Genomic DNA, 18,153 nt, shown 5'->3' on the forward strand with positions numbered 1-18,153 from the left:
AATTTCGGGTGTTCCGGCGACCGCTCACAGTCGGTACAGCCGCGTCGTCCAGAACTCCCTGACCGCCTCGCGCAGGGCGTCTTCGGGGTCGCCGGAGGCGTCCACCGTCGCGACGTGGTCGGCCATCTCTCGAAAGCCGCCGAGGACGGTTCGCTCGCCGAGGACGACCAACCCGTCGGCGACGTCGGCGTGCGCTGCGAGGACGTCGTGCGCCCTGTCGAGGTGGTTGTCGACCTGTTCGTCGCGCCGCCGTTCGAACCGCGCCTGCGAGAACCCGCCCTTCGAGTGGGCGTTCATCACGTCGGACTCCACGTCGTCGACGAGACGAACCGAGTCGCCGTCGTAGACGCCGAGGGCGAACAGGTCCGAGCGAACGAGTGCGACCTTCGTCGGAGCGTCGGGGACGAACCACGAGCGTTCGAACTCGAACTCCTCGGCCCACGTCGCGAACGTCGCGGGCGGGGTGGGAACGGAGAGGGCGACGGAGACGAGGCCGGCGTCGTCGGTGAGACAGAGACACGGCGCGGCCCGACGGACGAGTGCGCTCCGGTCGTCGAACGCGTCGGTCACCGCCTCTGGGAGTTCGTCGCCGACGACGGCGGAGAACGCTCCCTCGGGTCCGGTCGAGAACGAGTCGAGTCTGGACAGCACTTCGTCGCGACGCTCGCCGAACAGGTCCTCGGTGCCGCGGTAGTCCAGCGTCGACTCTTCGTCGCCGCCGAGTCGACCGACTCGGTCTTCCAGTTCCGTGATTCGGTCTTCGAGGCGGTTGACCTCTTCTTCGGCCTCCTGTCGCTCTCTGGCGGCCTCGGCGCGGCGTTCCTCTTCGGCCTCGGCGCGGCGTTCGAGGTGGTGTTTCTCCTCCTCCAGTTCCTCGATGCGCGCTTTGAGTTCCGCCCGTCCCAGCAACTCGTCCAGCATCTTGGTACGAGGCGGGCGCGCGGCCCACTTGAACGTGCGCCTTGTGCGGCCGGTGGCCGGCGGCCTGCGCCGAACGCGAGGGCCGAACGCGCCGGAACAGGCCGGGGGAGTCGCGGACGACGCCCGCCTCGTCGAGACAGCCGTCGAGTTCGGGGGTGACGGCGCGGCGTCGTAACTCCTCTGACGCGTCTCTTTCGGGTGCGCCGACCGAGGGAACGACGGAAGCGACCGACCGCGTCCCGGTTCAGGCGACTGCGGAGTCGTCGAAGTCGTACCCCGCGTAGCGGAGCAGTTCCGTCGCTCGCTCGGGTTTCGCGAGGAGGACGTCTCTGTCGTCCGGCAGGTCCATCCCGGCGAACTCGCGCGGGAGGGCGAGTGTGCCGGAGGGGACGCCCTCGTCGCCGACGACGGGGAAGTGTCCGTGGTCGAGTTTCATCACGAGTGGCACGTCCAGGCGGACGAGTTCCTCGTCGGCGTACAGTCGTTCGTTGACGTGGGTGTGGTCGGTTCGGTGGATAGCGGGAACGTCGCCGTCGTACGGTTCGACGTAGAGGCGGCCCAGGTAGTAGCCGCTGGAGAACTGTTCGAACATCTATGCATGTGATTGTCACACATGAACTGATATAAGCCTTGTCACGAACACACATATGGACGCGCAAACAAGGAAGTCGGTCCGCGGTGGTCGCCGAACCGCCTCGGCGTTCGTTCAGTCGTCTCGGCGTCCGCCGTTCGTCGCACCCGTCATCGACCAGACGGCCGTGAGACCCAGGATGGCCGCCGGGAGGAGGGGGAGGATGAGGAGCGCAACGGTGTACGGGATGCCGACGGCCGCGAACACCGACGGTTCCAGGTAGATTATCCCGGGGACGACGATGGTACACAGTATCAGGACGGCCACGAGTCCCCACCCCGTCGAACCGAATCCCGTCGCCTCGGGTTCGTCGCGTCCGGCGTCGGAACTGGGAGCGCCGTCGGGTCGGTGGACGTATCCGCCGGTGTCGTCGCCGTTAGAGTTCACTGTCGGGGATTACCACCACCTTGCCAAAGCCCTCACGGTTCTCTATCATCTCGTGCGCTCGCGCGATTTCGCTCATGGGGAGGGTGTCGCGGACGCGCGGTTCGAACGTGCCGTCCCACACCAAGTCGAGTGCCTCGTCGGCCTCTCCGGGCGTCGCCATCGTCGACCCGATGACGGACAGTTGGTTCCAGAAGATGCGGTTGAGGCCGGCGTCGGGGTTCGGGCCCGTCGTCGCCCCGCAGGTGACGACGCGGCCGCCCTTCCGGAGACTCTTCAGCGAGTCTTCGTACGTCGCCGCGCCGATGTGGTCGACGACCATGTCGACGCCGCGTCTGCCCGTCGCGTCGCGAATCGCGGCCGCGAAGTCGTCCGATTCGTAGTTGATGGTGTGGTCCGCGCCGCACTCCTCGGCGTACCGGAGTTTCTCGTCCGTCGACGCCGTCGCGAACACCTCCGCGCCCGCGTGGTCGGCGATTTGGACCGCCGCGTGCCCGACGCCGCCGGACGCGCCGAGGACGAGGACGGACTCGCCCGGCCGAATCTCGCCTCTGTCGACCAGCATCCGCCACGCCGTCTGGAAGACGAGCGACGCCGACCCGGCGACTTCCCAGTCGACGCCCTCGGGGACGGGAACGAGGTTCGCGGCGGGGACGGCGGCGTACTCCGCGTGGACGCCGCGGACGTGTTCGCCAATGATATGGAAGTCGTGCGCCAGCGTGGGGTCACCTTTCCGCGTGAACTCGCTGTGCTCGCCCGCGACGCCCGCGATGAGTGCGACTCTGTCCCCGGGTTCGAAACGCGTCACGCCCTCGCCGACTTCGTGGACGACGCCCGCCATGTCGCTGCCGGGGATGTGAGGCATCTCCAACTCCACGCCCGGCAGCCCACGTCGCGTCCAGATGTCGAGGTGGTTCAGCGCCGCCGCCTTCACGTCCACGACGACTTCGTCTCGCCCGGCCTCCGGGTCCGGGAACTCGCCGTACTCTAAGACGTCTCTGTCGCCGTGTTCCGAGAATTGCACAGCCTGCATAGACAGTCGGTCACACGGTGACAGTAAAAGCCTCCGTGTACGACGCATGTCTTTCTGATAGTTCGACGTTCGACGAAGTATTTCCGTGTCGAACTGTTCGCTCTGCGGCGACGGCTGAGACTCTCCGCCCCGTTCGGAGCCGTCCGCGACGGGAAACTTCTAGAGAGAGTCAAAATCTTCAACACTGGTTGTCGAGAACTAGCACACATGTCCAAAGAGCGGCGGTCTCTCGAAGACGTAGTTCTCACCCGAGAAGACGTGCTTCGAGCGGTCGTCCTCGAACCTCGGGACAAGCGCGAGTTGACCGAGGCCGTAGAGAGTTCGCGGTCGACGGTCGACCGCGCGATTCGCGAACTCCGCGATGCGGGGTTGGTGAAGCGAGTCGACGGACGGTACGAGGCGACGGTGGCCGGTGGCTGTTCGCTGGACGCCGCCGAGCAGTTCCACGAGCGAATACGAGACGTGGGCGACGCCGTGGCCGTACTGAACCAACTGCCGGTCGACGGGCCACTCGACCGGCGGTTCCTCGCCGACGCGGACGCGTACGCGGCGACGCCCGAGATGCCCGACGGCGTCGTCCAGCAGTTGTTCGACAGCGTTCGGACGGCGAAACGCCTTCGCGGCATCGCACCGGTCGTGCTCTCGGGTCATTTCGAGGGGTTCTACGAGGCGGCGACGGCGGGCGACACGCAGGTGGAGATGCTCATCTCCGACTCCGTCGTCAGCCAACTCGTCTCGACGGCGGCGACGCGCGCGGTGTTTCTCGAACAACTCCGCGACGAGAACGTGACCATCTCGCGGGCCGAGATTCCGTTCTCGTTCGGTCTCTGGGTCACCGAGTGGGAGGCCGGAATCCTCGTCTACACCGACACCGGCGTCGGCGGCCTCCTCCGCAACGATTCCGACGAGGCGGTGGCGTGGGCCGAGTCGGTGTTCGCGGACCTGGCGGCAGACGCCGACCGAATCACCCCCGACGGGATTCGGAGCGTCGGCGACGACTGACCGGCGACGCGAAACCTTTGTGCACCCGGCCCGAACGGTGCGCCCGTGAGCGACCACGGACGCGACGGGAACGAGACGCACCGCCACCGCGACGACGACGCGGGCGACCACGACCACCACGGTCAGGACGGCCACCAGCACGCGGACGACGACCACCACGACGACCATCACCACCATCACGCACACGACGTGGAGAGCCTCGGCGTCGGCGTCGTCACCGTCTCTTCCTCTCGGTCCATCGACGACGACGCCGCGGGCGACGCCATCGTCGAGGGGTTCGAAGACGCCGGCCACTCCGTCTCCGTCCGCGAACTGGTCGCGGACGACTTCGACGGCATCCAGTCCACCGTGAACCGCCTCGTGGACCGAGACGACGTGGACGCCGTCGTCACCACCGGCGGAACGGGCGTCACGCCCGACGACGTGACCGTCGAAGCCGTCGACGACCTGACGGAGAAGGCCCTCCCCGGGTTCGGCGAACTGTTCCGCCGTCTCTCCTACGACGAGGTGGGAACGCGCATCGTCGGCACGCGCGCGACGGCCGGCATCGTCCACGACACGCCCGTCTTCTGTCTTCCCGGGAGCGAGAACGCCGCGCGTCTCGGCACCGACGAGATTCTCGTCGCGGAAGCGCCCCACCTCGCCGGGTTGGCGCGGCGAGACTGACTCCGTCGTTCTCCGACGAACGAACCTGTAATTTCTGTCCCGTCGGGGTAGTTTAAGGGCACAGACGGATACCCACGAGTATGAGCAGTCAGACTCCCCGCGAGGACGAAGACGACGAACCGTTCTCCAGCGGGAAAGACGAACGTCTCCGCAGTTCCGAGGTGACGGAGGGCGCAGAGCGCGCCCCCCACCGAGCGATGTTCCGCGCCATGGGATTCGACGACGAGGACCTCGGGTCGCCGATGGTCGGCGTCGCCAACCCCGCCGCCGACATCACGCCGTGCAACGTCCACTTAGACGACGTGGCAGACGCCGCAATCGAGGGTATCGACGAGTCGGGCGGGATGCCCATCGAGTTCGGCACCATCACCATCTCCGACGCCATCTCGATGGGAACGGAGGGGATGAAAGCCTCGCTCATCTCCAGAGAGGTCATCGCCGACTCCGTCGAACTCGTCGCGTTCGGCGAACGACTCGACGCCCTCGTCACCGTCGCCGGGTGCGACAAGAACCTCCCCGGGATGATGATGGCCGCCATCCGGACGGACCTGCCGTCGGTGTTCCTCTACGGTGGCTCTATCATGCCCGGCGAACACGAGGGGCGCGAGGTGACCGTCCAGAACGTCTTCGAGGGCGTCGGAACGTACGCCGAAGGGAAGATGAGCGCCGACGAACTCGACGACTTAGAACGCCACGCCTGCCCCGGTGCGGGTTCGTGCGGCGGGATGTTCACCGCGAACACGATGGCCTCCATCTCCGAAGCACTCGGTCTCGCGCCGCTCGGCTCCGCCTCCGCGCCAGCCGAGTCCGAGGAGCGCTACGACGTCGCCCGCCGCGCGGGTGAGGCCGTCCTCGAAGCCGTCGAGAACGACCTGCGCCCCTCGGACATCCTCACGAAGGAGTCGTTCGAGAACGCCATCGCCATCCAAGTCGCCATCGGAGGCTCCACGAACGCCGTTCTCCACCTCCTCGCACTCGCCGCCGAGGCGGGAATCGACCTCTCTATCGAGGAGTTCGACGAAATCTCTCGCCGGACGCCGAAGATAGCGAACCTCCAACCCGGCGGCACGAAGGTGATGAACGACCTGCACGAACAGGGCGGCCTCCCGGTCGTAATCCGTCGTCTCGTCGACGCCGGACTGTTCCACGGCGACGCGATGACCGTCACGGGTCGCACCGTCGCGGAGGAACTCGACCACCTCGAGTTGCCCGACGACGAGGACGTCTCCGGCGACTTCATCTACACCGTCGACGACCCGTATCAAGCGGAGGGAGCCATCAAGATTCTCACCGGCAACCTCGCGCCCGACGGTGCCGTCCTCAAAGTCACGGGCGACGACGCGTTCCACCACACCGGCCCCGCCCGCGTCTTCGAGGGCGAAGAGGACGCGATGCGCTACGTCCAGGAGGGACACATCGAGTCGGGCGACGTCATCTGCATCCGCAACGAGGGACCGAAAGGCGGTCCCGGGATGCGCGAGATGCTTGGCGTCACCGCCGCCGTCGTCGGACAGGGCCACGAGGACGACGTCGCACTCCTGACCGACGGCCGGTTCTCCGGCGCGACGCGGGGTCCGATGGTCGGCCACGTCGCCCCCGAGGCGGCCGTCGGCGGCCCGATAGCCCTCCTCGAAGACGGCGACGAGGTGACGGTCGACATCCCCGAACGCGAACTCTCCGTGGACCTCTCGCAGGACGAACTCGACGCCCGAAAGGACGAGTGGGAACCGCGTGACCCGCCGTACACCTCGGGTGTGCTGGCGAAGTACGCGAACGACTTCGGTTCGGCGGCGAACGGCGCGGTGACGAATCCGGGCGCGAAGCGGTAACTAGCGTTCGGCGTTTTTGGTCCAGCTTTTCGAGCGAGCGTCGTGCTCAGTCGGGCGTTTCGCTGTCGTCCATCATCGACGAGACGACGAGTCGTTTGATTCCACGTCGGAGGAGGCCGCTGGCCGCGGGCTGAGAGATACCCAACTCGTCGGCGACGTCGCTGAGCGTCGCGTTCCGCGGCTCTTCGAAGTACCCCGTCTCGAAGGCGACGAGGAGCGCGTTCCGTTGGCTGTCGGTCAACCCGGCGTCGGTATCGCCCAAACTCGCGTACTCGTTCACCCGCAGTAACTCGATGTCGATGCCGTTCCGTTGCGCGTAGTCCCAGATGTGAACCAAGTCCGTGCGCTCGGGAATCCACACCGTGAGAACCCACGCGCGCCCCTCGTTCTTCATGTCGAGGATGACGCCGTTGGCGGCCGAAACCACCGGCGAGAGGACCTTGGCTTCGTCCGTGTACTCGAAGCGATAGATGGCTTTCCGGTCGCCGGTTTCGGAGACTCGCTCGAACGCGCCGATGGTGCGGTCGTTCCGTAACCCATCTTCGAACCGGGAGAAATCCGACGACTCGATGTGATAGAAGAACTTCCCCGACGTCGGGTCGGTTCCCGCTTCGGACACCGACCTGACGCTCGAACTAGGGTCGTGGCTGACTGTCTCCGTGAGGACGATGTCCGAGTGCTCGACTCGGACGACCGCTTTGGTGTCGGTCATCGTTCTGTGGGCCGCGTGGTGGTCGCGTTCGGGCGTTCCACTCGAACTTTCTTAAACGCTCGGTGGACGGTCGGAGCGCGAGGTGTGCTCGCGGAGCGTAGCGGTGGCGATGTGACGACTCGACTGGTCCGGTTTGTCGCTGGTTTCGAACGCCGAGAACCTGTCCGTTGCGTCGGACCGCACCCGTGCCTGCCTCTTCGGGTAGTCACATCAGAAACCGTCGCAATCGACCACGTGTCGACCGTTTCAACGCAGTCGCGCGCGGTGGTATCGACGTTTCAGACTCGATTGTTGAACAGCGCCGACCAGACGTCGTCGACCAGCGTGGTCTCGAACGCCGAGGTTTCCCCGGCGGGCAGATAGAGGGCCGATTCGGTGGTCGTGCTCTGCGCGTTCGCGTGGTGGCTCTGTGCCATACACGTGAGTTGACGGCTCGTAACTCCATCGTTCTGTAGCTTAAGCGTATAACCCGTTTATATGGGGTTCAGCGTAGCTTGGACGGTTCCACCTCTGCGGGACGTACGGCGACTCGCTTCGCTCGTCGCGTAGCGTCGTCAGAAGATATGGGACCGCTGAGAGTCGAACTCAGGTCCTACCGACCCCATCGGCAGAGGATACCACTACCCCACGGTCCCAGGGTGTATTCGAGAGAAGGAGGGTCCGACCGTTAAGTGCTTCGTTTCGAGGCGGCGCAGTCACGGGATACCACGATTATGTGTCGGCGTCGGCGTCCGTGTCGGCGTCGGCGTCGGCGTCGCGCGGGACGACCAACTCGCCGTCGTCGCGGACGGCCATGCTCAGCACGGGGTCGCCCTCGTACGCGGCCAGTCCCTCCCGCCGAGCGATGACGTAGCCGTCGTGTTCTGATTCGACGGTGTCGGTTGTGTCGCCGTGAGGCGACACCACGTCGGCGACGACGTCGCCCGCTTCGACCACGTCTCCGGCGACGACGCGGTGGCGCACGAGTCCGGCCGTCTCCGTCCGCGGGTGGACCGCACGGCGCACCGGATAGTCGACGGGCGCGTCGGGGACGTCGGTACCGGGAGCACCCACCGCGTCCGGGACGTCGCTCTCGTCGACCATCCCCATCTCGACCAGTACGCCGAAGACGCCCGCGACGCCGGCGGCGCGTACGTCCTCCTCGACGACACTGTGTCCGCCGAGTTCGACGGTAAAGGACGGAATCCCGGCCGCGTTCAGCGCCGCGCCGGCCGTCGAGCGCTGGAGGGCCTGTTCGACGTACTCCGCGGCGGGGTACTCCGTGAGCGTCGGAAAGCCGTACGCGTCGACGAGTCGGGACAGGTCCTCGGCGAGCGATTCGGCCTCGGACTCGTCGCGTCGTTCGCCGTACAGCACCCGGTCGCGGATGACGAACGGCATCGACCCGACCTGTGCAGTGTGGAGGTCCACGAGGGCGTCCGCGGAGTCGCAGAACGCCTCGTACAGTCGCTCGTCGATGCGTTCTTGCACGCTCGGCGGACGCGAGGAGGACGACTCGGGGTCCGGGAAGTAGCGGTTCGGGTCGTCGCCGCCGTAGTACGAGTGGCGGCGGTTGCGACGAAGTCCGGCGGGGTTGACGACGGGCACGCAGACGACCGTACCCGAGAGCCGCCGGAGGAAGTCGGCGTCCATCGCGGCCGTCGCGTCCTGCGCGACGGCGACGCCCGTCGCCTCGTCGCCGTGGACCCCGCCGGTGAGCCACAGCGTCGGCCCCTCGGAGGCACCCTCGGCGACGACGACCGGGAGTCGCTCGGACCCGCCGGTCGGGAGTCCGGTCACTTCGAGCCATCCGCTCGCGCGTTCGCCGGGTTCGGATTCGACGTCTCCAACGTTCACGTCTCGGGGTCTCGGTCGGCGGAGAAAAGCGGCCGGGTCGCGGAAACGCGCGTCCGAACGCGGAGATGGACACGTCTGAACGCAGACGAGGGCGCGCCCGAGTCAGACGAGGACGCGTTCGAGCGAGACGACTTCGCCCCCTTCGGCGTCGGGGTCACCGACGAGTCGGCCGAGACAGACGGCGGCGTCGTCGGGCGTGACGCAGGCGACGAGCGACCCGCGTTCGGCGTCCTCGGCGGCTATCACGCCGGGGGCGTAGACGGGCGCACCCTGCGCGACCTGTTCGGCCGCAGAGTACGCGACGGTGAGGTGCGGGAGGTGCGAGAGCGCTCGTTCCGCGGGCGCGACGATGTCTCGAATCGGGCCTTCGTCGCCGTCCTCGGCGAACGCGAGGGCGTCCGCGAGGTCGTACATCGTCGAGAGGGTGGCGTCGTCGAACGGGTCAGTCGCCGTCCGTCGGAGGTGGCCCATGTGTGCTCCCGTTCCGGCGGCGAGACCGATGTCGTGGCAGAGTTTGCGTACGTAGGTCCCGCTCTCACACCGGATTCTGAGCAGTGCCTGTCGGTCCTGCACCTCAAGCAGGTCCAACTCGTACACCTCGCGCGAGCGGAGGCGGCGGGTGACGGCGCTCTTCCGCGGCGGTTTCTGGTAGACGTCGGCCTCGAATTCCGAGACGACGGCGTCGAGGTCCGACGGCGCGGGCTTGTGCAGTTCTAAGACGGAGACGTACTCTTTGGTCCCCTCCAAGAACACCTGTGCCATCCGCGTGGCGTCGCCGAGGAGCGTCGGGAGACACCCGGTGACTTTCGGGTCCAGCGTTCCGGCGTGCGCCGCCTGTTCGACGCCGGCCATGTCGCGAACCCACGCCGCGACCTGGTGCGCGGAGGGGCCGGGTGGCTTGTCGAGGTTGACGACGCCGAACGAGAGCAGGTCAGAGAGCGAACGGTCGTCGGGTGGGCCGCGAAACTCGGTCATCGTTCAGAAGTCGTATCTGACGCCCTCGACGGGGAACTTGCCCTCGTCGTCTACGGGGTCGTAGGCTTCGACGGCGGCGGTCAGGATGTCCGGGACGTCCTCCTCGCTCCACCGGGCCGTGTTGAGCGTGATGTCGTAGATGCTGTGGTCTCCGATGTCGATGTTGTAGTACTCGTGGTAGCGAAGCGCCTCGCTCTCCTCTCTGGCGCGCGTCTCCTCGCGCGCCGTCTCGACGGACTTGTCTTCTCGGTCGGCGATACGCGTCGCGCGGACGTCGAGTGGCGCGTCCAACCACAGGCGGATGTCGGCCGCATCGCCCGCCAACCACCCGGCCAGTCGCGACTCCAAGAGCACGTCGTCACGTTCGACGGCGATGGTTCGGAGACGGCGGTCCAAGTCGCGGTCTATCTGGTCGTCTTCCTCCGCGAGTCGGTTGAACTCCACGGCCGTCATGTCTCGCTCGGCGGCTAGTTCTCGGAAGATGTCGCCACCCGAAATGTGTTCGAGGCCGAAGGCCTCGGCGAGTGTGGCGACGGTCGTACTCTTTCCGGCACCCGGTGGGCCGGAGACAGTCAACAACATATAGACTCTCGGACGGTGCGGCTAAAAGAGGTTGTCTTTGCCGCATGGGTGTGTGAGTTCGTAGCGAACCTCGAACGAAGAGGAGAACCGGTGTCGTCTACGACGTCGACGGAGTCATGTCGATGTTCAGGCTCTTGCGGATAATCTGAGTGAAGCCCATCGAGCAGAGGAAGTACCAGACGATCCAGGCCTGCATCGGGCCGATGACTCCCTCGGTCCACTGCACGGACCCAACGAGAGGTAAGACGACCGGTTCGAGCGCGTAGGCGGCGTCGGCGTTCCCGCCGACACCGATAGCCCAGTACATCCAGAGGAACGCCGGGATGGTGAGGAACATAATCCACACCATCGGGCGGAACTGCTCTTTGAACATCCCCATCTGGTCGCCCATCGCCTCCATCTGCTCTTGCTGGATGGCGTCGAGAGCGTCGTCGTCGCCCGCCTCGCGGGCCTCCTTCTGTCGACGCTGGATGTCCTTCATCCGCTCTTGGTACTTGCCCATCTTCTCCATGTCCATGAGGTTCGCCTGCAGGAGCGTCGAGTACAGGCCCGTCGCCAGCGCGATAACCATCACGACGGCGTAGAACGGGAGGATGTCCGTGAGCGGTCCCAACAGGAGGTCCATCCCGTTGCCGATGATGTCTCGGAGCGGTTTCCAGCCGTACGCGGCGAACAGTGCCACTGTGACGACGCCCGCCATCTTGTCGTACGTCGACCACGAGGAGTCGCCGAGGTCCGAGGTGTCGACCGTCGACTTCGACACCGACGGACTGGAGGACGACTCCGACGCCTCCTCCAGACCGGCGCGCGTCGCCTCGGGGTCGGCGAGTTCGAACCCTTCGTCGCCGTCGACGAGGACGCCCTTCTCGATGAGTCGCCCCCAGTGACCGCTCGTGATGTCTCCTTTCACGTCGACCCAGCGGACGTCGCCGTCGTCGGCCCGTTCGAGGACCGTGTCGATGGCGTCCCGCATCTCCGGGTCCGAGGAGACGAGGTCGCGCACCTTCTGTTCGATTCGTGCCATTGCCGAGAAAGTAGCAACTCACCGGTTATGAACCTTTTACTCTCTTCGTCGGTGTCGCTCCGCCCGCGAGCCGACGGAAAACTGCCTCGTAGCGGCGTCTCAGGCGTCGTCGACGACGGAAGCGACGTCCTCGAACACGTCGTCCGGCGTCTGTTCGCCGTCTATCTCGACGAGGACGCCCTCCTCGCGGTAGTGGTCGACGACGGGTTCGGTGTTCTCGTGGTATACCGAGAGACGCTCGCGGACGGTCGCTTCGGTGTCGTCGTCACGCTGAATCAGATCCGCGCCGCACTCGTCGCAGACGCCCTCCTCCGCCGGCGGCGCGAACTCGACGTGGTAGTTCGACCCGCACTCGGGACAGACGCGGCGACCGGTCAGACGGTCGACGAGTTCCTCCTCCGAGACGTCGAGGTAGAGGACGGCGTCGAGGTCCGTAATCTCCGAGAGATACTCCGCCTGGTCGAGGTTGCGCGGGTAGCCGTCGAGGACGTAGCCGTCGGCCGACTGCAGCGCCGTCTTGACGATTTCGTTTACCACGTCGTCGGGGACGAGTTCGCCCGCATCCATGTACGCGCGCGGCGTGTCGTACTCGAAGTCCATGTCGCTGATGTCCATGTCCTTGTTCGCGCGAAGCGCGTCACCCGTCGTGACGTGTTCGAGGTCGAACTCCGAGGCGAGTCGCTTCGATTGCGTTCCCTTTCCGGCACCGGGTGCGCCGAGCAACAAGATGTGCTTGCCCATATTCGCACATCCCGGGCCGTCGGTATAACGTTGAAGAAAACGTCGCTCCGTTCAGTTCGTTCGCACGCGCTGACGCTGGACCACCGGCAACGACGTCCGGTCGCGACGTGCCACCGTTCGGCGAGCGTGAACGACGCCGGTCACGCCGTTTTTCTACCGACGCCGAGTACGGCCAGTATGACCAGATTCGACGCCGACGAACCGACGGAACGACGGAAACTGTTCGCCGAAGCGGTCGCCGCCCACCGCACCCGAGCGAGTCCGTTTCTGACCATCGAGGTGGACAGAGACCCCGACATCGACGGCGAGGACGAACCGGCCCCGTGGGTGCAGTTCGCCGACCAGACGTTCAACATGGACGTGACCGACGCGGAGTTAGACCGCGCGAAGTCGCTGCTCTCGGAGTTCCCCGAGTTCCGAATCGACCAGATGGAGTCGCCCGAGGAGGCCGAAGGGACGAACCTGCGAATCACGGCGCGGTCGGACGCGAACCGTCTCGCCGCGTTCGCCGACCGAGTGTTCCTCGACGTGTACGGACGCGACGACGACTACCGGGCGTGGGTCGCCGCCGTCTGAGCGCCGTTCGCGCCACGGCGCGCGCGAAATTCGCCGACGACGCGAACCCTGTTTGCGAACTTCTAAAGCTGAGGAGGCTCAATAACTCAGTTATGACCGACCGCGAAACTCGTTCACGCACGCGTATCTCTCGTTTCGGTGGGAGGGGGCAGACAGACTCGACAGTCTGCGCCGAGAGCAGCGATACGTCCGCGTCACCGTGGGCGACGCGTCGCTGCGGACCGTCGCTCGACGCCGACGGAGGTGGACGACTTGGTTGACGACGCTTCGGAGTCGCTGTTCGCGCGACCGTTGGTTCCCGTCGCCGGCGAGGACGACGCGCGAGCGACGGCCGCGGCCGTTCTCCCTCGCGTCGCCGCCGTCGGCGGCCGTCCCGTCTTCGTTCACGTCATCGAGAAAGCGGGCGGTGCGCCCGACAAGGCGCCCCTCGAACAGCGCGAAGAACTCGCCGAGGAACTGTTTGCGGCGGTTCGTCGGGCGGGCGAGGACGCCGGTGTGACCGTCGAGACAGACCTCCGCTACGGCACCGACGTCGCCGACGCCATCATCGACGCCGCCCACGAGTTCGACGCGACCTGTATCGCGTTCACCCCGCGCGGTGGGAGTCGCTGGTGGGACCTGTTCTCCGGCGACACCCGCGACGCGTTGGTGACCGAGAGCGACCTACCGGTCGTCGCGCTCCCGGATGCCAGCGAGGAGGGTGAGTCGTCGTGAGCGGCGACGACTGTTCTTCCCCGCTCACGGTTCCGACACACGGAGGTGTCTCGGCGTGAGCGACGACTATTCTTCCCCGCTCACGGTTCCGACACACGGAGGTGTCTCGGCGTGAGCGACGAAGAACTCGCCAAAGACCTGGGGCCACTCGCCGCCCTCACTATCGGCGTCGGGACGATGATCGGCGCGGGCATCTTCGTCCTGCCCGGCCCCGCCGTCCTACAGGCCGGACCCCTCGCCGCGGCGGCGTTCGTCCTCGGCGGCGCAATCGCACTTCTCACTGCGCTCTCGGCGTCCGAACTCGGTACGGCGATGCCGAAGTCCGGCGGCGCGTACTACTACGTCAACCACGCGCTCGGCCCCCTCTTCGGTAGTATCGCGGGCTGGGGCAACTGGATGGGCCTCGCGTTCGCCTCGGCGTTCTACATGGCCGGGTTCGGTCAGTACGTCACCACGTTCCTCGCGGTTCCGACGCTCGACCTCGGCGTCGCCACGATATCGGGCGTGAAAATCGTCGCCCTCGCGGGCGCGGGTCTGTTCGTCTTCGTCAACTACGTCGGCGCGAAGGAGACGGGGAAACTCCAGAACTACATCGTCGTCACCCTCGTCGCCATCCTCGCCGTCTTCACGGCGTTCGGCGCGATGAACGCCGACCTCTCGTCGCTCCGACCCATCGTCCCGCCGGACAAGGGTATCTCGCCGCTCCTCCCGGTGACGGGACTGGTGTTCGTCTCGTATCTGGGCTTCGTCCAGATTACCTCCGTCGCAGAGGAGATTCAAGAACCCGGTAAGAACCTCCCGCGCGCTGTCATCGGGAGCGTCCTCATCGTGACGACGGTGTACGCACTCGTCCTCGTGACGGTGCTCGCCGCCGTCCCGAACGAAGTCGTCGCCGGAAACGACACCGCCGTCGTCGACGTGGCGCGGATGCTCATCGGGCCCATCGGCGCGGCGGCGATGCTGTTCGGCGGCCTCCTCGCGACGGCGTCGAGCGCGAACGCCTCCATCCTCGCGTCGTCGCGAATCAACTTCGCGATGGGTCGCGACAGAATCGTCTCCGAGGACCTCAACGAGATTCACCCGCGGTTCGGCACGCCGTACCGTTCTATCGCCATCACCGGCGGCTTCATCTTCGCGTTCATCCTGCTCGCGGACGTGGAGACGCTGGCGACGGCGGGCAGCGTCCTCCACCTCATCATCTACGGCCTGTTGAACCTCGCGCTCATCGTGATGCGAACGGCCGACCCCGAGGAGTACCAACCCGACTACACGGTGCCGCTCTACCCGTTCACGCCCATCGTCGGTCTCCTCACGTCGTTCGCGCTCATCTACTTCTTCGCGGTCGACATCATCCTGCTCGCCGTCGGGTTCACCGTCTTCTCGATGCTGTGGTATCTGGGCTACGCCCGGTCGCGGACCACGAAGCAGGGCATCCTCGGGCAGTACATCCTCAGTCGGTCCGAGAAGATGCCCGAGGCGGCCGTCTCGGCGGCCACGTCCGTCCAACCCGACGGCGGACAGTACCGGGTGATGGTTCCGTTGGCGAACCCCGCCAACGAGACTGACCTCATCACCCTCGCCAGCGCACTCGCGAAAGAACGGAACGGAACCGTCGTCGCCGTCCACATCGAACAGGTGCCCGACCAGACGGCGCTGGAATCCGCCCGCGAACGCGGGGACTTCGCCGAGGCGCACGAACTGCTCGAACGCGCCCGCGACGACGCCGAGACGTTCGGTGCCCCCATCGAGACGCACACCATCCTCTCGCACCGCTCGTTCGAGGAGATATTCGACGCCGCGCGCACGTACGACGCCGACATCACCGTCATGGGATGGGGCCCGGACTCCCACGGCGCGCCCGGACGGGCCGAGTCGGCCATCGACGAACTCGCGAGTTCGCTCCCGTGCGACTTCCTCGTGCTGAAAGACCGCGGCTTCGACGCCTCCGAGATACTCGTTCCGACGGCCGGCGGCCCCGACTCGGAACTCTCCGCGGCCGTCGCGGCGACGCTCCGCGAACAGTACGGTTCGACGGTCAGACTGCTCCACGTCACCGACGACCAGGAGGAGGGCGAACGGTTCCTCTCCGAGTGGGCCGACGAACACGGCCTCAGCGAGGCCGAACTGCTCGTCGACGAGACGGCGGACGTCGAGGGGAGCATCGAACGCCACGCCGAAGACGCGTCGATGCTCATCATCGGTGCGACGGAGCGCGGACTCCTCTCGCGCCTCGTCCGCGGAACCCTCGTCCTGGACGTCGTCGAGGACGTGAGCTGTTCCGTCCTGCTGGCCGAACGGAAGCGGAAACGCTCGCTCCGCGAGCGTCTGTTCGGGCGGAACTGACGCGGCCGGTGCCGCTCGGAGGGTAGTGGCTGTCACGCCGGGCGTGACAAACCGCTATGTCTTTGGAAGACGTTCTGTCCACGTGGAAAGTATCGACACACAGCGGTATCTCCGCGCGTTCGGGGAGGGTGGAACCGACGGTGAACCCCTGACGGCGGCGGAAGTCGCGACGATGGTGGGTGACGAGGACGACCGGGCCGTCGGGGTACTCGGTGAACTGGAAGACGAGGGTCGAGTGCGAGCCAAGAGGGTCGGAGAAGAGCGAGTGTGGTGGGTCGACGCGGCGACACGACGGCCCGCGGTCGCTCGATCGTTGCCGACGCCCGGCGTCGCCGTCGACTCGCTGCTTCGCGTCATGCCCGTCGGCGCACTCCTCCTCGACGCCGACGGGGACGTTCTCAGGGCGAACGACCGCGCGAGGGAACTGCTGGACCTCGACGACGGAGACGAGTCGCTCTCCAGGTCGGACTGGCTGACGGGGACGGAGACGAGCGTCGTCGACAGAGTGGTCGCGAGTCGGGAGACGCTCACCCGCGAGGAAGTCGTCTCCGACGACGCCTCGGACCGACTCGTGGTGAGTGCGGCACCCATCGTCCAACACGACAGCGTCGAACAGGTCGTCGTCACGTTCGACAGGGTGAGCGCCGACGAACAGACCGTGGACGGCGTCTCAGAGCGGTTGGCCCGACTCGTCTCGACGTTTCGGGCGACGGTGGCCGTGGTCGTGGAGGCGACGAACAAAGCCCAGTTGGAGTCGAGACTGTGCCACCGCCTCGTCGACGACGGTCCGTACGCGTTCGCGTGGGTCGGTCGCGTGAACTGGGTGACCGAGACGGTGTCACCGACCCACTGGGCGACGCGTTCGGACACCGACCTCCCCGAGCGACCGGCGTCGAAACGAGCGATATCCGTCGGCCCCGCGGCGACCGTCGTCGCCGAACGGCGGACGGTGCTGGTCGCCGACCTCGAACTCGCCGACCCGAGCGTCGACGAGGAGTGGCGCACGGAGAGCCTCGAACGCGGCTACCGCTCGATGGCGGCAATTCCACTCAACTACGAGGGACGACTGTTCGGCGTGTTGAGCGTGTACAGTCGGGAACCGGGAGTCTTCGGCGGCGGTTCCTCCCACGACGTCGCTATCAGGGACGAGGACGCCGACATCCTGACCGACCTCGGACGCGCCGTCGGCCACGCCCTGAGCGCACTGGAACGGCGCGACGCGCTTCTCACCGAAAGCGTCGTCGAAGTTCGGTACCGGTCTCGGGCGATGGGCGAACGCTTCGCGGGACTCCCCGACGGCGTCTGCATCGTCGTCGACCAGACGGTTCCGATGGAGGACTCGCAGATCCAGTTCTACACCGTCGAGGGAACCGACGCCGACACGTTCGCGTCCGCGATGGAGGGGCGCTCCGACGTCGAGACCACGCGCGTCATCGAGTCCGACGGGGACTCCGGGCGGGTCGCCGTGCAGACGACGCACAGGTCGCTCGCTCACGTGATGGCGACTCACGGCGGGAAAGTCGACGAGATGCGTATCGAGGGCGGTGTGGTGTCGTTCACGGCCGTCCTCCCCCAGTTCGTCGACGTCCAAGAGGTTACGCGAGTCGTGAGAGACGAGTTCGGCGGCGTCGAACTCGTCGACTATCGGACGACGGTCCCCGAACGACGTCGAGACGCCGACGTGGCCGCGGGACTCGAAGCGCAGTTGACCGACCGTCAGTGGTCCGCGCTCGAACTCGCGTACTACGGCGGCTACTTCGACTGGCCGACGCGCGGCGGGTCGCTCGAAGACATCGCGACGGAGATAGGCGTCACCCCACAGACCGCGAGCGAACACCTGCGGAAAGCGGAGTCGAAGGTGTTCTCGATGCTGTTCGAGACGGTCCTCTCCGATGGCGGGGCAGAGCCGGTGTGACCGCCGTCCGTCACCGGCGAGTCGTGAGCACGGCGACGCACCCCTCCTCGACGACGACGTCGGAGCCTCGGTACTCGAACGAGATGCGGTCGACGTCGGTTCCGAGTCGCGCCAGTTCTCGGGGGTCGACCGCGCGGTAGAGCGGTTCGAGTCGGAGCGGGTCTTCGTCGTGGTGAATCGCGAGTGCGCGGATGACCCCCTCGACGACCGGCCCCTCGCCGATTTCGTACGAGACGAACTCGTCGGCGGTGTGCTTCCACTCGTTCATG

The 18,153-nt window shown here is 66.5% G+C and carries 19 protein-coding genes and 1 tRNA gene; 7 read left to right on the forward strand and 13 right to left on the reverse strand.

The genetic code is table 11. The annotated features are described in order from the left end of the window. Positions 1 to 24: 24 nt before the first annotated feature. The 4 genes from BM282_RS11550 to BM282_RS11565 all read right to left on the reverse strand — a co-directional run bounded on the left by BM282_RS11550 (position 25) and on the right by BM282_RS11565 (position 2,969). Positions 25 to 921 (reverse strand): Vms1/Ankzf1 family peptidyl-tRNA hydrolase, encoded by an 897-nt coding sequence (locus BM282_RS11550; protein WP_089880920.1) that lies wholly within the window; start codon positions 919 to 921, stop codon positions 25 to 27. Between the two features lie 244 nt (positions 922 to 1,165). Continuing rightward, a complete protein-coding gene (locus BM282_RS11555; protein ID WP_089880922.1) occupies positions 1,166 to 1,513 on the reverse strand; it encodes a DUF5802 family protein in 348 nt (115 codons plus the stop codon). Between the two features lie 114 nt (positions 1,514 to 1,627). After that, entirely contained in the window at positions 1,628 to 1,939 is a 312-nt protein-coding gene (locus BM282_RS11560) for a hypothetical protein (RefSeq protein ID WP_089880924.1), read from the reverse strand. Next, a complete protein-coding gene (locus BM282_RS11565; protein ID WP_089880927.1) occupies positions 1,929 to 2,969 on the reverse strand; it encodes a zinc-binding dehydrogenase in 1,041 nt (346 codons plus the stop codon). The genes BM282_RS11560 and BM282_RS11565 overlap by 11 nt, the downstream gene beginning before the upstream one ends. Before the next feature lie 207 nt (positions 2,970 to 3,176). Here BM282_RS11565 and BM282_RS11570 point away from each other — a divergent pair, with 207 nt between their 5' ends. The 3 genes from BM282_RS11570 (at position 3,177) to ilvD (ending at position 6,466) form a co-directional block, all read left to right on the forward strand. After that, positions 3,177 to 3,971, forward strand: a complete 795-nt coding sequence (locus tag BM282_RS11570) for a helix-turn-helix transcriptional regulator (RefSeq protein ID WP_089880930.1) — start codon at positions 3,177 to 3,179, stop codon at positions 3,969 to 3,971. Between the two features lie 45 nt (positions 3,972 to 4,016). Further along, a complete protein-coding gene (locus tag BM282_RS11575) occupies positions 4,017 to 4,637 on the forward strand; it encodes a MogA/MoaB family molybdenum cofactor biosynthesis protein (RefSeq protein WP_089880932.1) in 621 nt (206 codons plus the stop codon). An 80-nt stretch (positions 4,638 to 4,717) separates the two neighbouring features. Then, entirely contained in the window at positions 4,718 to 6,466 is a 1,749-nt protein-coding gene (gene ilvD / locus BM282_RS11580; protein ID WP_089880935.1) for a dihydroxy-acid dehydratase, read from the forward strand. Positions 6,467 to 6,512: 46 nt separating this feature from the next. Here ilvD and BM282_RS11585 read toward each other — a convergent pair whose 3' ends face one another. From BM282_RS11585 to BM282_RS11615, 8 genes are all read right to left on the reverse strand, one after another. Further along, entirely contained in the window at positions 6,513 to 7,178 is a 666-nt protein-coding gene (locus BM282_RS11585) for a helix-turn-helix domain-containing protein (protein ID WP_089880938.1), read from the reverse strand. Positions 7,179 to 7,456: 278 nt separating this feature from the next. Next, positions 7,457 to 7,594, reverse strand: a complete 138-nt coding sequence (locus BM282_RS18555) for a hypothetical protein (protein WP_175501501.1) — start codon at positions 7,592 to 7,594, stop codon at positions 7,457 to 7,459. A gap of 148 nt (positions 7,595 to 7,742) precedes the next feature. Next, positions 7,743 to 7,813: transfer RNA gene (locus tag BM282_RS11590), tRNA-Pro, on the reverse strand. A 76-nt stretch (positions 7,814 to 7,889) separates the two neighbouring features. Beyond that, positions 7,890 to 9,014, reverse strand: a complete 1,125-nt coding sequence (locus BM282_RS11595; protein WP_089880939.1) for a succinylglutamate desuccinylase/aspartoacylase family protein — start codon at positions 9,012 to 9,014, stop codon at positions 7,890 to 7,892. A 102-nt stretch (positions 9,015 to 9,116) separates the two neighbouring features. After that, on the reverse strand, positions 9,117 to 9,989 hold the full coding sequence (locus BM282_RS11600) for an RNA-guided pseudouridylation complex pseudouridine synthase subunit Cbf5 (protein ID WP_089880942.1): 873 nt from the start codon (positions 9,987 to 9,989) through the stop codon (positions 9,117 to 9,119). Positions 9,990 to 9,992: 3 nt separating this feature from the next. Continuing rightward, positions 9,993 to 10,571, reverse strand: a complete 579-nt coding sequence (gene cmk, locus BM282_RS11605) for a (d)CMP kinase (protein ID WP_089880945.1) — start codon at positions 10,569 to 10,571, stop codon at positions 9,993 to 9,995. 97 nt (positions 10,572 to 10,668) lie between these two features. Beyond that, positions 10,669 to 11,595: a DUF106 domain-containing protein gene (locus BM282_RS11610; protein ID WP_089880948.1), complete on the reverse strand. Its 927-nt coding sequence runs from the start codon at positions 11,593 to 11,595 to the stop codon at positions 10,669 to 10,671. 99 nt (positions 11,596 to 11,694) lie between these two features. Further along, a complete protein-coding gene (locus BM282_RS11615) occupies positions 11,695 to 12,336 on the reverse strand; it encodes an adenylate kinase (RefSeq protein ID WP_089880951.1) in 642 nt (213 codons plus the stop codon). Positions 12,337 to 12,513: 177 nt separating this feature from the next. On the opposite strand from BM282_RS11615, the gene BM282_RS11620 reads away from it, so the two are divergent. From BM282_RS11620 to BM282_RS11635, 4 genes are all read left to right on the forward strand, one after another. Beyond that, on the forward strand, positions 12,514 to 12,912 hold the full coding sequence (locus tag BM282_RS11620) for a hypothetical protein (RefSeq protein WP_089880953.1): 399 nt from the start codon (positions 12,514 to 12,516) through the stop codon (positions 12,910 to 12,912). Between the two features lie 243 nt (positions 12,913 to 13,155). Further along, positions 13,156 to 13,626 carry a universal stress protein gene (locus BM282_RS11625; RefSeq protein WP_245758350.1) on the forward strand — a complete coding sequence of 157 codons (471 nt, stop codon included), beginning with the start codon at positions 13,156 to 13,158 and terminating at the stop codon, positions 13,624 to 13,626. A 111-nt stretch (positions 13,627 to 13,737) separates the two neighbouring features. Continuing rightward, a complete protein-coding gene (locus BM282_RS11630) occupies positions 13,738 to 15,969 on the forward strand; it encodes an amino acid permease (RefSeq protein WP_089880957.1) in 2,232 nt (743 codons plus the stop codon). 82 nt (positions 15,970 to 16,051) lie between these two features. Continuing rightward, a complete protein-coding gene (locus BM282_RS11635) occupies positions 16,052 to 17,884 on the forward strand; it encodes a bacterio-opsin activator domain-containing protein (RefSeq protein ID WP_089880960.1) in 1,833 nt (610 codons plus the stop codon). Positions 17,885 to 17,894: 10 nt separating this feature from the next. Here BM282_RS11635 and BM282_RS11640 read toward each other — a convergent pair whose 3' ends face one another. Next, entirely contained in the window at positions 17,895 to 18,152 is a 258-nt protein-coding gene (locus tag BM282_RS11640; protein ID WP_089880963.1) for a HalOD1 output domain-containing protein, read from the reverse strand. Position 18,153: the final 1 nt, after the last annotated feature.

The sequence above is a fragment of the Halogeometricum limi genome (genome assembly GCF_900115785.1).
Taxonomy (GTDB): domain Archaea; phylum Halobacteriota; class Halobacteria; order Halobacteriales; family Haloferacaceae; genus Halogeometricum; species Halogeometricum limi.